The sequence below is a fragment of the Janthinobacterium agaricidamnosum NBRC 102515 = DSM 9628 genome (assembly GCF_000723165.1).
GTDB lineage: Bacteria > Pseudomonadota > Gammaproteobacteria > Burkholderiales > Burkholderiaceae_D > Janthinobacterium > Janthinobacterium agaricidamnosum.
Window position 1 is genome coordinate 3773925 of the sequence record NZ_HG322949.1, and the last position, 13041, is coordinate 3786965.

The following is a 13041-nucleotide window of genomic DNA, read 5'->3' on the forward strand; positions in this document are numbered from 1 at the left end:
TTTTTATGCCTGTGGACGAGCCTCGATGGTATGCCGCAAGCCCGCTCCGCCATGGCCGGCCGCCACCTCGCGCAAGCCGCCACGGGCCCGCTCCACGGTCGGATTGCCGCCCTGCCCCGCATGCACCGCGTACACCGAATGCGAAAACTCCGGCGCGCCAGCGACGCGGTACAGCTGACCTGCGTCAAGGAAAGGCTGCACCGTGCCGCTGCGGAAATAACCGGCGCCGCCGACGCTGAGGAGATACGTCAGCGCCAACGGTCCCAGCGATACCGTCACGGGCGGATTGCCCAGTTCAGGATAGGCTGCATGGTGATTGGCGGCAAAACTCGGACCCCAATCGACATACACGTAGACATCCGGGTCCAGCATGCCGTCGGCGCTGCTGGTGATCATGATCAGTTTTTCCTCGGCCAGCAATTCGCTGACCAGGCCCGGCCGCTGCGGCGGGTTGTACAGCACGGCCAGGTCGAGCGAGCCGTCCTGCACCCCATCGAGCAGGCGCGGCGCACTATCGACTTCGGTCCGCAAGGCGATTTCAGGGGCATGACGTTTCATCCAGATCAGCCAGTCGGCCAGCAGCGGATGCCACAAGCTCAGCTCGCCGCCGATGCCGACGCCGTCTTCGCGGCCGGGCGGCAGCGCCACTTGCTGGCGGGCCCGCTCCCACACTTGCACCATGGTCGCCGCATGGCGCATGAAACGCTCGCCGGCCGGCGTCAGCCGCGCGCCAGCCTTGTTGCGCACGAATAGCCGGCGCCCCAGTTGCTGCTCCAGCGCGCGGATGCGCGCGCTGACCGCCGTCTGGGTCAGGTGCAAGCGCTGCGCCGCCACGATAAAACTGCCGCTGGCGGCGGCTTCCAGAAAGGTACGGGCCAAGTTGATATCCATGCGCCATCTTATTGCATCTGTTCATGATGACCAAGCATCGTGACCTTATGCGGCCTTGCGCAGCGGCTCAGGCTGGCGGCGCAGCATGCGGCTTTCGACTTCCGCCAGCACTTCCTGCAAGTCGCCGATATCGACGTCCAGCACTTCATTACGGCTGGCCAGCACCGCGTCGAGTTCGGCCCGCAGCAGCGTGGCATGGCGGTCAGGCGCCACCGGCAGCGGCGCGCGGTGCGGATAGGCGTGGCGCGTGGCGGCGTGGTACACGATCGCCACCGCCAGCAGTATCAAGGTATTGAGACCGACCGGCAGCCATACAAAACCATAGCCCAGCGCATGGATCGCCGGTCCGCCCAGCACCGCCGTCAAGGCCACCGCGCCCGATGGCGGATGGATGCAGCGCAGCCAGAACATCAAGGCAATCGACATGGCGACCGCCAGTGCCGCCGCGGCCAGCGGATCGCCGATCCAGCGCGCGCACGTGATGCCGGACAAGGCCGACACCAGGTTGCCGCCGACCAGCGCCCACGGCTGGGCCAGCGGACTGGCCGGCACCGCGAACAGCAGCACGGCAGACGCACCCATCGGCGCGATCAGCATCGGGATCGGCAAGCCGGCCTCCGGTCCCAGCAGCAGGCGCGTGGCAGCCGCGGTCACGCCAATGCCAAGCAAGGCGCCCAGGCAGCTGCGCAAGCGCTCCTTGTTGCTGATGTGGCTGGAAGTGGAATACGCGGCGGGTAAGAAGCTGTGCAGCCAGGCGGTAAAAGGACGCAAGATCATCTCGTTCTGAAGAGTGAGCAAGATTATCGCATCGCCATTCACAGCAGGATAATGAAAGATATTGACTGTTTATATCAATATTTTTGCACTGAAAATGAAAACCGGCCTGACGGCCGGTTAGTCTGGCGATTGCCGACGCGTTCAGAAATCGTGATGGCTGGGGTACATGGTATAAAAATCGTTATCCCATTTAAAATTGGTAAACGCCACCGTCACCGAGATATCCAGTCCTTCGACAAAATGCCAGCAGCCGACCGGCAAGAACAGGATTTCGCCCGGTTCCAGCACACATTCCAGTACTTGCACATTGGCCATTTGCGGGAAGCGCTGCAAGTCGATATTACGGCCGTCGACCTGGGTGAAACAATGGCGGTGATTGGCCACGTTGGCCGTTTCGCAGGCCGGGATGATGCGCAGCCGCTTGCGTCCGCTCACTTGCGCCATGAAGTTATTGGTCAAATCGTGATGGAAGGGCGTCACCGTGCCGGCCGGGCCATACCACAGGAAACCGCGGGCCTGGCCGTCCGGTTTCAGGTATTCCGGCAATTGGCCGATGTCGTCCCATAATTCCGTCAACGCGCGCCGGTTCAAGGAATCGTTATTGGCGGTCATGTAGAAATCGTTGGTCTTGCCGCTGTTTTGCACCAGCTCGACATAGTCGCCGAACGCCATCTTGCGTTTATGGGCGATGCTGTTCAGTTCGTAATTGTCGTCGGCGTTGCGGCCGAACTGTACTTCCACTTCGCGCTCGCTGAATTTGCCGCGGAAATAATCCGCGCTCCATTTTTGGCGCGCCGGCCAGTCTTCCATCATGCCGGTGATGATCACCGGCTGGTTGATGCTGTAATACTCGTCGAGAAATTCTTGCGCCGTCAATTGGTGGCGCCGTTCGATCTGCGGCGCGCGCAAACGGTTCAGCTTGCACTGGATGCCGAGCACCCAGTCGCGCTTCAGCAAGCGGTTCTTCAAACGGTTGGCGCCCTGCAGGTACGGACTTTTCAAGGCCAGCGCCACTTCCAGCGTGGCGACGTGTTCGCTGATGCCAGACTGCATCAAGATCGGGATCAAGCTGCCCGGCGCGGTTCCCAGTATCAGGTTTTCCGCGATCCAGCCGCGCCATTGGTCGCTCAAGTCAGTCGATTGCGCAGTCGGCAAGGCACGCATCCGGTCCATATCATTCTCCTTGTGGCAAGGTGACGCTCAGGTATCGTTAATAACGCAAAAAGGTGGTGCACGGTAACAACCCATGCACCACCCGTCAGTGAGTCAGTGACAGCGCCGGATTACCGGGCTTTCCAGACTTCAGTTGCCAGCGTGCCGGAAGGATCGCCGTCCAATTCCCACGAGAACGCACCGCGCAGGTTTTGATCCTTGACGTATTGGACCTTGGTGCCGATCACAGTCGCATCGTCATAGCTCCACCATTGGCCGCCGGCACCGGTGTACAGGTACAGTTGCTTGGTGACCGGATGGTAATAACGGGTGCCAGGCTTGGTCGCGAGAATTTGATAATCCTCGATGCCCGACTCATACTTGCCCTGAGCCGGGCCGGTCGCGCTTTGGTACAGGCCGTTGCCATTCGGTCCAGGCGCCACGCCGGTCCAGCCGCGGCCATAGAATGGGATACCGAACAACAGCTTGCTACGCGGCACGCCTGAGGCGATCATATACTGGATCGACTTGTCGGCCGTGTATTCGCGCACCACGCCTACCGAAGGATCGTTCGGATCGGCATACAGATGGGCGTTGAAGTTGGTGGTATTTTCCCAGCCGCCATGGAAGTCGTAGGTCATCACGTTGATCCAGTCCATGTACTGCGAGTACAGGGCCGCTTCAGTATTGTCGACCTTGTCCTTGCCCGCGCCGACCGCCGCCGTCAACAGATAACGCTTGCCGTCGATCGCACCCAGCGCATCGAGCTGGCTGCGGAATTCCGCCATCAGCAAGGTGTAGTTGCGCTTGTCGGCAGGGCTGTTGGTGTTGTACGGCTGGCCGCCGCCGACCGGGTATTCCCAATCGATGTCGATACCGTCGAACACGCCTTTGGCCGCACCCGGACCGCCACGGCCGCCTTGCACCGGCAAGTTGCCTTTCAGGTAAATGTCGATACAGGAACGTACCAGTTGCTTGCGCAGCGCATCGGTGGCGGAACCCACGGAGAAGTTCTTCGACCAGCTCCAGCCGCCCAGCGAAATGAGGACTTTCAAGTTCGGATTCAACGCTTTCAGCTTTTTGAACTGCAGGAAGTTGCCCGACAATGGCGCATCCCATGGAATCGCCTGGCCATCGACCGTGCGTTTCGGGGTGCGGATGTAATCGGACTCGGCGTCGCCACCGGTACCGGCGTCCGGCGCGTTCGGATTGGACGCGCCCGGTTCGGCCTTGGTGATCATGCCGCACTCGTAACCGCCGTTTTTGGCGTAGATATTGCCGAAAGCGTAGTTGATGAAGGTCAGCTTGCCGGCCACGCCGCTGGACTGGATGTTGGCCACTTCATAGTCGCGGTCATACACGCCCCATTGCGTAAAATACGAACCGACTTCGCGGCCATTCGGCGTTGGGGTCGGGGTCGGGGTCGGGGTCGGCGTCGGGGTGGGCGTTGGAGTCGGGGTGGGCGTCGGGGTGGGAGTAGGCGTCGGGGTAGGCGTCGGAGTCGGCGTGGCCGAGCAGTCGTCGACCTTGGTCCACGGCTGGCCAGTGCCAGGGCCGCCATTGCTGGTCGCCGGGTTGTTACCCTGGGTCCAGTAGTTGGCCTTGTAGTTCACGCCGTTATAGCTGACCGTCGCACCGCCGGTGTAGGCCGTGCTGGCCACCCATGGCGCGCTGCAGGCCGCCGCACTGGCGCTGGCCGCCAGCATTTTCGATTGCGCCGCGGAGTTGGAGGAATCGCCGCCGCATGCCGCCAGTAAACCGCCACTGGCCAGCAACAGCACCATGTTTTTGATCGTATTTTTTAAGATTACATTTTCCACGTCTTCTCCTGATTTCAGTTGATGGAATTCGTTCCTGCCCGATTCTTTTTTAAATGTAAAACTACCCCTGCGTCAGCCCTTTTTCTGTTGTTGAGTGAGCGGAATCGAGAATGCGTCTTTCAAAAATGGTGGTCAAGTGGTTTTATAGTGGCATCAAAAATCGCCATACCACTTGTGGCATAAAAACAAATGAGCGACATGGAAACCGCTTTATTTCCTCCGGGCAAGTGGCCTGTCGCCAGAATGACATATTGGGACAAAAAAACGCCGCCCAATGGCATGCACCGGACAAGACCAATTCGCCGTCAAAATCGAAGTGGTATCAATCTGAAATGGCAGAAGAATATGCGGAATTGCTATAACCGTGACGCCGGATTGGGAAATGTGTGAAATCGACCTGCACCGCCGCGCTGCATGATGCCAGCGGTGATCGCCGGCGGCATCAGGCGGGGTAGTACGAAGAAAGACGGGGCGCCTGCCTGGCCGCCCCGCGTGGGTTCCTTACCTGAGCCGCGTTTAAGCCAGATCAAATACCGCCATCGATTCAACGTGGGAAGTGTGCGGGAACATGTTGACGACACCCGCCTTATTGAGGATATATCCCGCTTCCAGCGCTAAAATACCGGCGTCGCGCGCCAGCGTCGACGGGCTGCACGACACGTAGACGATGCGCTTCGGCAGCATCTCGGGGCGCACCTGGCGCAAGCCGGCCAGCGCCTGGCACAGGGCCATCGCGCCATCGCGCGGCGGGTCGATCAGCATGCGGTCGAACTTGCCCAGCGCGATCAAATCCTCGGTCGTCACTTCAAACAGATTGCGCGTCGAGAACGAGGTCTTGGCCGACAAACCATTGGCCTTGGCATTTTCCAGCGCCCGTTCGGTCAGAGTGGTACTACCCTCAATGCCAACCACTTCACTGCCCTGCGTCGCCAGCGGCAAGGTAAAGTTGCCCAGGCCACAGAACAAGTCGGCCACCCGGTCTTCGGGCTGCACTTCCAGCAGGCGCAGCGCCTTCGATACCAGCACCCGGTTGATGTGGTGGTTGACCTGGGTAAAATCGACCGGCTTGAACGGCATCTTGACGCCGAATTCCGGCAACAAATAGTGCAATTGCTTATCCAGCGGATAAAACGGCACGGCGGTTTCCGGCCCCTTGACCTGCAACCACCATTGCACACCCCATTGGTCGGCAAACGCCTTCAATTTGGTTTCATCGTCGGCCGTCAGCGGCGCCATGATGCGCAGCACCATCGCGGTGACGTCTTCGCCGACCGCCAGTTCGATTTGCGGCATTTGCTCGAAAATCGACAGCGAAGCGATCAGCGCGCGCAGCGGCAACAGCATCGCCGATACGTGCGGCGGCAAGATTTCGCAGCTATCCATGTCGGCCACGAAGGCCGATTTTTTTTCATGGAAACCGACCAGCACCGCATCTTTTTTCTTGACGTGGCGCACCGACAGGCGTGCCCGGTAACGGTAGCCCCAGGTCGGGCCGTACATCGGCCGCATCACGGTCAACGGCCGCACCTTGCCGATGTGCCACAGGTTATCTTCCAGCACGCGCTGCTTGATGGCGACCTGGGCAGTTGGCTCCAGGTGCTGCATCGAACAGCCGCCGCAGTTATCGAAATGCACGCATTTCGGTTTGACCCGCATCGACGATTCGCGGTGCAGCGCGGTCATGCGCGCCGCTTCCCAGTTTTTCTTTTTCTTGAAAGTGACAAAGCTGACGCGCTCGCCCGGCAACGCCCCTTCGACGAACACCACCTTGCCCGGCGTGTCGTCTTCATTGTGCAAATGGCCGACGCCGCGGGCGTCCATGTCGAGCGATTCGATTTCGATGATATTTTCTTGCATAGCGTTCAATAGATAAGGTTAGCCGCGAAAAGCGGGCCGCCAAGTGCAGGGCCGGGCGTGAGCGGGGCGTATGATAGCAGATGCGCATCGGCCGGACGGCGCCGGCGATGGCGACGCAGCAGGTTTTACAGCAGCGAGTCGCGCACCACGCCGCGCGCCGCCATCGCCCGCTTCAGCTTGACCAGCGCTTCCTGCTGGATCTGGCGCACCCGTTCGCGGGTCACGCCCATTTCCTCGGCCAGCGTTTCCAGCGTGGCCGGATCGTCGTTATCGAGGCCGAAACGGCGCATGATGACCAGCCGCTGTTTTTCCGGCAGCTTGGTCAGCCAGTCGCGCACCAGTAGCGTCATTTCATGCTGTTCGGCGCGGGTGTCCGGCGCTTCATTGCTATCGCCGGGCAACATGTCCATCAGCGACGATTGCGGGTCGTTGTCGAGCGGCGCGTCGAGCGAGGTGGCGTGTTCGGACAGCGCCAGGATATCCTGCACTTCCTCGACCGGCCGGCCGACCAGTTCGGCGATGTCTTCGGCGGTGGCGTCCTTGCCGTTGTGGTGCTGCGCTTCGAGGTGGTACTTGCCGCGCAGGATCTGGTTCAGTTCGCGCACCATGTGCACCGGCAGGCGCACCGTACGGGCCTGGTTCATGATGGCCCGCTCGATGCTCTGGCGTATCCACCAGGTGGCGTACGTGGAAAAACGGAAACCGCGCTCGGGCTCGAACTTGTCGATCGCCCGCATCAGGCCGATATTGCCCTCTTCTATCATGTCGAGCAAGACCACGCCGCGGTTGATGTAGTGCTTGGCGATCGACACCACCAGCCGCAGGTTGTGCTCGATCATGGTCTGGCGGGCCTGGAAATCGCCCTGCTTGGCCAGCGTGGCGTAATGCACTTCCTGCGGCGCGGTCAGCAAGGCGCGCGTGCCGATCTGGTTCAGGTAATGCTGGGTGGTGTCGGTCGACAGTTCCGCCGCCAGCACTTTTTTCAATTCATCGACGCTTTCCAGCAGGCCGCCGGCCGGCGCGGCGGCCTCTTGCGCCGCCTCGCCATGTCCCTGCCGCGCACCATCGACGGAATCGATGTCCAGCTCATCGGCCAGCTCATCCATCGGCTCATCCGGAAAATCTTCCGGCGCCGTATCATCTTCCAATCGATCGTGCGGCATGGTTGTCATCGCATCATCATCGCATCTAACGGTTAGGCAGGAATTTCGACGGATCGACCGGTTTGCCTTGCTGGCGTATTTCAAAGTGCAGCTTGACCGTGTCGGTATCGGAATCTCCCATTTCGGCGATCGCTTGCCCCTTGCTGACGGTCTGGCCCTCTTTCACCAGGATGCTGCGGTTATGCGCATACGCCGACAGCAAACTATTACTGTGCTTCACAATGACGAGATTACCATAACCGCGGATGCCGCTGCCGGCATACATGACTTTACCGGCGCCGGCGGCCACCACTTGCTGGCCGGCGCGGCCGGCGATATCGATGCCCTTGTTCTTGCCTTCATCGAAAGTGGCGATGATCTTGCCTTCCGATGGCCACATCCAGCTCAGTTTTTCATCGTCGGCGCTGCTGGCCGAGGCCGCTGGCGACGGTGCCGCTGGCGGGGTGGACGCAGGGCGCGCCGCAGCCGGCGCGGCGGCTGGCGCCGGCGCAGGCGTATCGGCGGCCTTGCCTTCCGGTGCGCCATCGGCGCGCATGTCCGCCAGCGCGCCATCGGAATACGGCCGTTTTTCGCCGCGCGGGCCAGTCTTCTTCGTCACTGGCGGGGTCGGCGCCGGCCGGGTTTCGGTTGGCGGCGGCATGATCACGGCCGAGGTTTGCGCCCCGCCCTGCAGATTCGACGCGCTGGCGCCGCCATCCGGCGGCGCCACGCGCAAGACCTGGTCGACCTTGATGTCGTTCGGGTTCGTCAAATTATTCCAGACCACCAGGTCGCGGTAATTCTGGCCATGTTCCAGCGCGATGCGGATCAACGTGTCGCCGCGTTTCACGGTGTACAGCGCCGGGTCGCGGTCCTTGGCGGCTTCGTCGGCGGCGCCACGGCTGGCTTCGCCGGGGCTGCGCTCGACCACCGGCGCTTGCAAGCCGGTGCTGCTGCAAGCGCTCACCAGCGCCAGTGTCAGGCTCAGTAAAATTAAATTGCTGTTTTTAGTCATTCGCATAATGTGGTTGGATAGGTCCGGCTTTTTTTTCTTGGCAAGCATCACACCGTTCCCGGACGCAAGGGCACAAAATGGCAATCTTCCAGTGTTTCGCTGGTCCATTCCATTGTTCCGACCCGGGTGATTAATTGTAAATGCTGCAATCGGGCGCCTACCGGCGCCACCAGTCGCCCGCCCGTGGCCAGTTGCTCCAGCAAGGCTTGCGGCACTTCCAGCCCGGCGGCGGCAAGGATGATCCCGTCGAAGGGAGCCGCTTGCGGCAGGCCAAGCATACCATCTCCGTAGTGCAAACGCAGGTTCGGCACGCGCAGAGGCCGCAAATTGGCCTTGGCAAGCTCATGCAGGGGCCTGATCCGTTCGATCGAATACACTTCCTGCGCCACCAGCGACAATACCGCCGCCTGGTAACCGCAGCCGGTGCCGATTTCCAGCACCCGCTTCAACCTGCCGCCGTTGCGCATCGCTTCGATCATGCGCGCCACGATATACGGCTGCGAAATCGTCTGGTGATGGCCGATCGGCAGCGACGCGTCGATATAGGCCTGGCTCGCCATCGCCTCTTCGACGAACAAATGGCGCGGCACTGTTTGCAGCGCCGCCAGTACCACGCCGTCGCGCACGCCCTGCCTGGCGACCCGCGCCACCATGGCGCGCCGCACCGCCTCCGACACCATCGCATCCGGCCGCGGCGCCATGGCGCCGCTGGCTGGCTGGGTACGCTCTTGCGCATGGCTGTGCGAACGCGACGGCGACGCCGCCGCATCGGCATAACCATGGCCGCCACGGCCGGCGTTTTGCGCCGCGTTCTGGGTCGCCGTTTGCGGCGTGGCCACCTTGGCGGGAGAAAATGTGCCCGCTTTTTTCACCGGTTTATCTACCACCGACGATAAAGGCAGGGGGAAGGTCCGGTGTTTATCGTTCATGCGAGGCCTTTTGCCAATGCATCCAGTTGGGTTTTGTGGGTCAGGTCGATTTGCAGCGGGGTAATCGAGACATGGCCTTGCGCGGTGGCATGAAAATCGGTGCCCTCGCCGGCGTCCCTGGTATTGCCGACCGGCCCGATCCAGAAGATTTCGCGGCCGCGTGGATCGTGCGCCTTGATCACCGGCTGGGCCGAGTGGCGCCGCCCCAGCCGGGTGGCGACCGTGCTTTTCAATTCATCGTAAGGCAGGTTCGGGATATTGACATTCAGCAGGTACGGTTTTTCCAGCGCATCGAAACGGCGCAGCACGATGTCGCGCGCGACCCGCGCCGCACTGTCCAGGTTGGCCCAGCCGTAGGAACCTTGCGAAAAGGCCAGCGCCGGAATGCCGAACAGATACCCTTCGGTGGCCGCCGCCACCGTACCGGAATACAAGGTGTCGTCGCCCATGTTCGGGCCATTGTTAATGCCCGACACCACCAGGTCCGGCTTGTAGTCCAGCATGCCGGTCAGCGCCACGTGCACGCAATCGGTCGGCGTGCCGTTGACAAAATAAAAACCATTGGCCGCCTGCTGCACCGACAAGGGCCGGTCCAGCGACAGGGAGTTGGAGGCGCCGGAGCGGTTGCTGTCGGGTGCCACCACGACGATCTCGGCGATCGTGGACAGCACCTCGGCCAGCGCGCTGATGCCGGGGGCGAGGTAGCCGTCGTCGTTACTGATAAGAATTCTCATGCAGAGATTTTACCTGAAGCAACGCCCCGGCTACACAAACCGTGTACCGATCAGCATCTAAATTTTGCAAGCATCGCCAGCCCTTTCACCATGGCCTGCAGCGCGCTGGCCGCCGCGCCGCGTGTCGGCACGGCCGCCGGCTCAGCGGTTGGCCACCCGCGCCTGCGACAGCGCGCCTTCCAGCGCCGACACTTCATCTTCTTGCAAGGACACCAGCGCATCCTTGTCGCCCTCCATCTTGTACATTTTCTTGAGCAAGGCCATGCCGCGCTTGCGTAACTTCCCGGCGACGCCGGGCTTCAGCAACGGTTCGCGCAAACGGTCGGCCAGGTCGCGCGCTTGCCGATATTGCTCGGCGTCCATCAATTCCTGCACCTGGCTGATCATATTGGCCAGCGCTTCGGGCTGCTCCACCGCGCGGCTGCTGGCGCGCGCCGCCAATATCGTTTCCTGCAAGCTGCGCGCGCGGCGCAACTGCCAGTCATGCGTCAAACGGTCGGGCGCCAAACCATGCGGCAACAGCGCCCCATGCACCATCCCGCCATGCGGCACGCCGTCATGCTGGGCCAGGCCGTGATAATTCAAGCCATTATGGATCAGCCCGTCATGCGGCATCGCGTCCAGTCCTGACGAGGAATGGCCGTTAAGCAAGCGGTCACTCGCGCTCAGCACCGCATCTTCCAGCACCCGCGCGGCATCCTGCTCGCCCTGCCGCTGCAAGGTGCCGGCCAATTGTTTTTTACTGTGCAAGGTGTCGAGATGATCGTCGCCCAGCAAACGCTGGTGCACCTGCACCACCTGCTCCTGCACGCTGCGCGCCGCCGCCAGTTCGCCATCCTGCACCAGCGCCTGCGCCAGGTTACGCTGGCTCATCAGCGTTTCCGGATGATCGAAACCACGGCTGCGTCCGCGCGCCGTAACCAGGTTTTCATGCAACTGGCGCACCGCCGGCCAGTCGCCCTGGCGCGTCAGGATCTCGCCCAGCGCATCCCAGGCCGCCAGCGTCTGCGTATGATCGATGCCGAGCCGCCGCTCTTGCGCGCGGGCCACGGTGTCGAGCAGGCGGCGCGCGCCGGCCAGGTCGTTTTGCGCGGCCAGCGTTTGCGATAGTGCATGCTTACTGCTGAGCGTATCGGGATGTTCGGCGCCGAGCAAGCGCTCACGCACCGCCACCACGGTTTCGAACTGGCTGCGGGCCTGCTCTTGCTGGCCCATCCTGGCGAACGTCGCGGCGCGGCTGGCCAGCGCGCCGAGGGTCAGCAGGTGCTCGGTACCCAGTTGGCGCATATACGCGTCGAGCACGGTATCCTGCAGCACCAGCGCCCCCAGGTGATCGCCGCGCGCCAGCAAGGTGCTGGCCAGGTTGGACTTGGCGCTGAGGGTGTCCGGATGGTCGCGGCCGAGTAAGCGCTCACGCGCCTCGACCACGTCTTCTTCGATGAACTGGGCTTCATCGAGCTTGTCCATCTGGCGCAGCATGCGCGCCAGGCCGCCCTTGCTGGCCAGCGTGTCGATATGTTCCTCGCCCAGCACCTGGCGGCGAATTTCCAGGCTGTGCTTGAAGCTTGCCAGCGCCTGCACGGCCTTGCCCTCCTTGCGGTACAACTCGCCGAGGCGGGTCAGGTCGCGCGCCATCGGCAATGCCACGGTGCGGCTCGGCACTTCGTCCAGTGCGCGGCGGGCTTCGTCGATGGCGGCCAGCAAATGGATTTCGCGGCTCGATTGCCACGGAAAGAAATCGCCGGTCAGCCATTGCAGGAACGCTTCGAAGGTACGCGTCAGCGAAAAACGGTCGCCGCCCTGGTCTATGCGCACCGCCAATTGTTCGCCATACGCAAAGGTCTTGGTCTGCTGTAATTGCACTTCGTCGAAATAACTGTCCATCGCGATGTGCGACAGGCCATAGGACGAGCGCAGCAGGCGCTCGAACATCGGCTGGAAGCCGAAGATGGCCTTTTGCGGATCGCCGCGGCGCCATTCGGCGCGCTGTTCGCCATCGCCCATTTCGATGCGCGACGGCAGCGGATACACCAGCAGCTGGCGCTGTTCGTCTTCGTGGCTGCGGCGGTATTCGATGGCGCGCGTGACCAGCGCATCGACGCCTTCCAGGCTTTGCCGGTTCGGCGTAAACACCACCACCAGCTTTTTCGGCAGCAAGGTGGTGCAGATGCCGGCGCTGTCGGTGCGCCCGGTGCGCGAGTCGACCAGCACATAGCGGAAATGGCGCGCCAGGTTTGCGGCGAAGCAGCGGAACAGCGCCGGGCAGGAATGGAACAGCTTATCCCAATGCATTGCCGCCAGCCGGTCGTTATAGGTGGCGTCGAAGCGCCCGGCGCGCATCAGGTACAGCGGGCTGCTTTGATCGACCCGCACCACGTACTGCTGCCAGTCGATCGCGTCGAGCACCCGCCTGGCCAGCTCGGTATCGTCGGCCTGGCCGTCGGCGGCGCCGAACAGTTCCAGCTGCGCGCGGCACGCTTCGAAGAATTCCAGCACGCCGGGACGTTCCTCGTGCTGGCCGAAATAATGGTGCAGGCCGGGCGCTTCCATGTCCCAGTCGACCATCAGCACCGGCACTGTCGCATTCTGGCGCTTGGCCAGCAGTACGGCGATGTTCGACAGGGCCATGGTGCGGCCGGTGCCACCTTTATAGGAATAAAAGGTGACGACTTCGCCGGGCGCTGTCAGCGGCGGCAGGAACAGGCGGTGGAGTTCCATGGCGAA

At 62.1% G+C, this 13041-nt stretch carries 11 protein-coding genes; 1 reads left to right on the forward strand and 10 read right to left on the reverse strand.

From position 1 onward, the window contains the following. Positions 1-3: 3 nt before the first annotated feature. From GJA_RS16085 to GJA_RS16100, 4 genes are all read right to left on the reverse strand, one after another. A complete protein-coding gene (locus GJA_RS16085) occupies positions 4-891 on the reverse strand; it encodes a LysR family transcriptional regulator (RefSeq protein WP_038494062.1) in 888 nt (295 codons plus the stop codon). 45 nt (positions 892-936) lie between these two features. After that, positions 937-1662 carry an HPP family protein gene (locus tag GJA_RS16090; RefSeq protein ID WP_422567914.1) on the reverse strand — a complete coding sequence of 242 codons (726 nt, stop codon included), beginning with the start codon at positions 1660-1662 and terminating at the stop codon, positions 937-939. A 147-nt stretch (positions 1663-1809) separates the two neighbouring features. Continuing rightward, positions 1810-2832 (reverse strand): cupin-like domain-containing protein, encoded by a 1023-nt coding sequence (locus GJA_RS16095; RefSeq protein WP_038500086.1) that lies wholly within the window; start codon positions 2830-2832, stop codon positions 1810-1812. 119 nt (positions 2833-2951) lie between these two features. Further along, a complete protein-coding gene (locus tag GJA_RS16100) occupies positions 2952-4640 on the reverse strand; it encodes a glycosyl hydrolase family 18 protein (RefSeq protein WP_242404559.1) in 1689 nt (562 codons plus the stop codon). 110 nt (positions 4641-4750) lie between these two features. Here GJA_RS16100 and GJA_RS27430 point away from each other — a divergent pair, with 110 nt between their 5' ends. Further along, positions 4751-5002, forward strand: a complete 252-nt coding sequence (locus tag GJA_RS27430; protein WP_144241568.1) for a hypothetical protein — start codon at positions 4751-4753, stop codon at positions 5000-5002. 154 nt (positions 5003-5156) lie between these two features. On the opposite strand, the gene rlmD is transcribed toward GJA_RS27430, so the two are convergent. From rlmD to GJA_RS16130, 6 genes are all read right to left on the reverse strand, one after another. Continuing rightward, positions 5157-6497 carry a 23S rRNA (uracil(1939)-C(5))-methyltransferase RlmD gene (rlmD, locus tag GJA_RS16105; RefSeq protein WP_038494065.1) on the reverse strand — a complete coding sequence of 447 codons (1341 nt, stop codon included), beginning with the start codon at positions 6495-6497 and terminating at the stop codon, positions 5157-5159. 125 nt (positions 6498-6622) lie between these two features. Next, positions 6623-7669 carry an RNA polymerase sigma factor RpoS gene (gene rpoS / locus GJA_RS16110; RefSeq protein ID WP_038494068.1) on the reverse strand — a complete coding sequence of 349 codons (1047 nt, stop codon included), beginning with the start codon at positions 7667-7669 and terminating at the stop codon, positions 6623-6625. A gap of 16 nt (positions 7670-7685) precedes the next feature. Continuing rightward, on the reverse strand, positions 7686-8654 hold the full coding sequence (locus tag GJA_RS16115) for a peptidoglycan DD-metalloendopeptidase family protein (RefSeq protein ID WP_038494071.1): 969 nt from the start codon (positions 8652-8654) through the stop codon (positions 7686-7688). 47 nt (positions 8655-8701) lie between these two features. Continuing rightward, the gene (locus GJA_RS16120; RefSeq protein ID WP_038494073.1) at positions 8702-9583 is read right to left on the reverse strand and encodes a protein-L-isoaspartate(D-aspartate) O-methyltransferase; all 882 of its coding nucleotides are present in this window, start codon (positions 9581-9583) and stop codon (positions 8702-8704) included. Continuing rightward, positions 9580-10317 (reverse strand): 5'/3'-nucleotidase SurE, encoded by a 738-nt coding sequence (gene surE / locus GJA_RS16125; RefSeq protein ID WP_038494076.1) that lies wholly within the window; start codon positions 10315-10317, stop codon positions 9580-9582. The genes GJA_RS16120 and surE overlap by 4 nt, the downstream gene beginning before the upstream one ends. 141 nt (positions 10318-10458) lie before the next feature. Beyond that, entirely contained in the window at positions 10459-13035 is a 2577-nt protein-coding gene (locus tag GJA_RS16130; protein WP_081905452.1) for a tetratricopeptide repeat protein, read from the reverse strand. Positions 13036-13041: the final 6 nt, after the last annotated feature.

Excerpts from the sequence above, each read along its gene's own strand:
- rlmD (WP_038494065.1), bottom strand. The coding sequence starts at position 6,497 with ATGCAAGAAAATATCATCGAAATCGAATCGCTCGACATGGACGCCCGC.
- GJA_RS16130 (WP_081905452.1), bottom strand. The coding sequence starts at position 13,035 with ATGGAACTCCACCGCCTGTTCCTGCCGCCGCTGACAGCGCCCGGCGAA.
- GJA_RS16095 (WP_038500086.1), bottom strand. The coding sequence starts at position 2,832 with ATGCGTGCCTTGCCGACTGCGCAATCGACTGACTTGAGCGACCAATGG.
- GJA_RS16115 (WP_038494071.1), bottom strand. The coding sequence starts at position 8,654 with ATGACTAAAAACAGCAATTTAATTTTACTGAGCCTGACACTGGCGCTG.
- rpoS (WP_038494068.1), bottom strand. The coding sequence starts at position 7,669 with ATGACAACCATGCCGCACGATCGATTGGAAGATGATACGGCGCCGGAA.
- GJA_RS27430 (WP_144241568.1), top strand. The coding sequence starts at position 4,751 with ATGCGTCTTTCAAAAATGGTGGTCAAGTGGTTTTATAGTGGCATCAAA.
- surE (WP_038494076.1), bottom strand. The coding sequence starts at position 10,317 with ATGAGAATTCTTATCAGTAACGACGACGGCTACCTCGCCCCCGGCATC.
- GJA_RS16085 (WP_038494062.1), bottom strand. The coding sequence starts at position 891 with ATGGATATCAACTTGGCCCGTACCTTTCTGGAAGCCGCCGCCAGCGGC.
- GJA_RS16120 (WP_038494073.1), bottom strand. The coding sequence starts at position 9,583 with ATGAACGATAAACACCGGACCTTCCCCCTGCCTTTATCGTCGGTGGTA.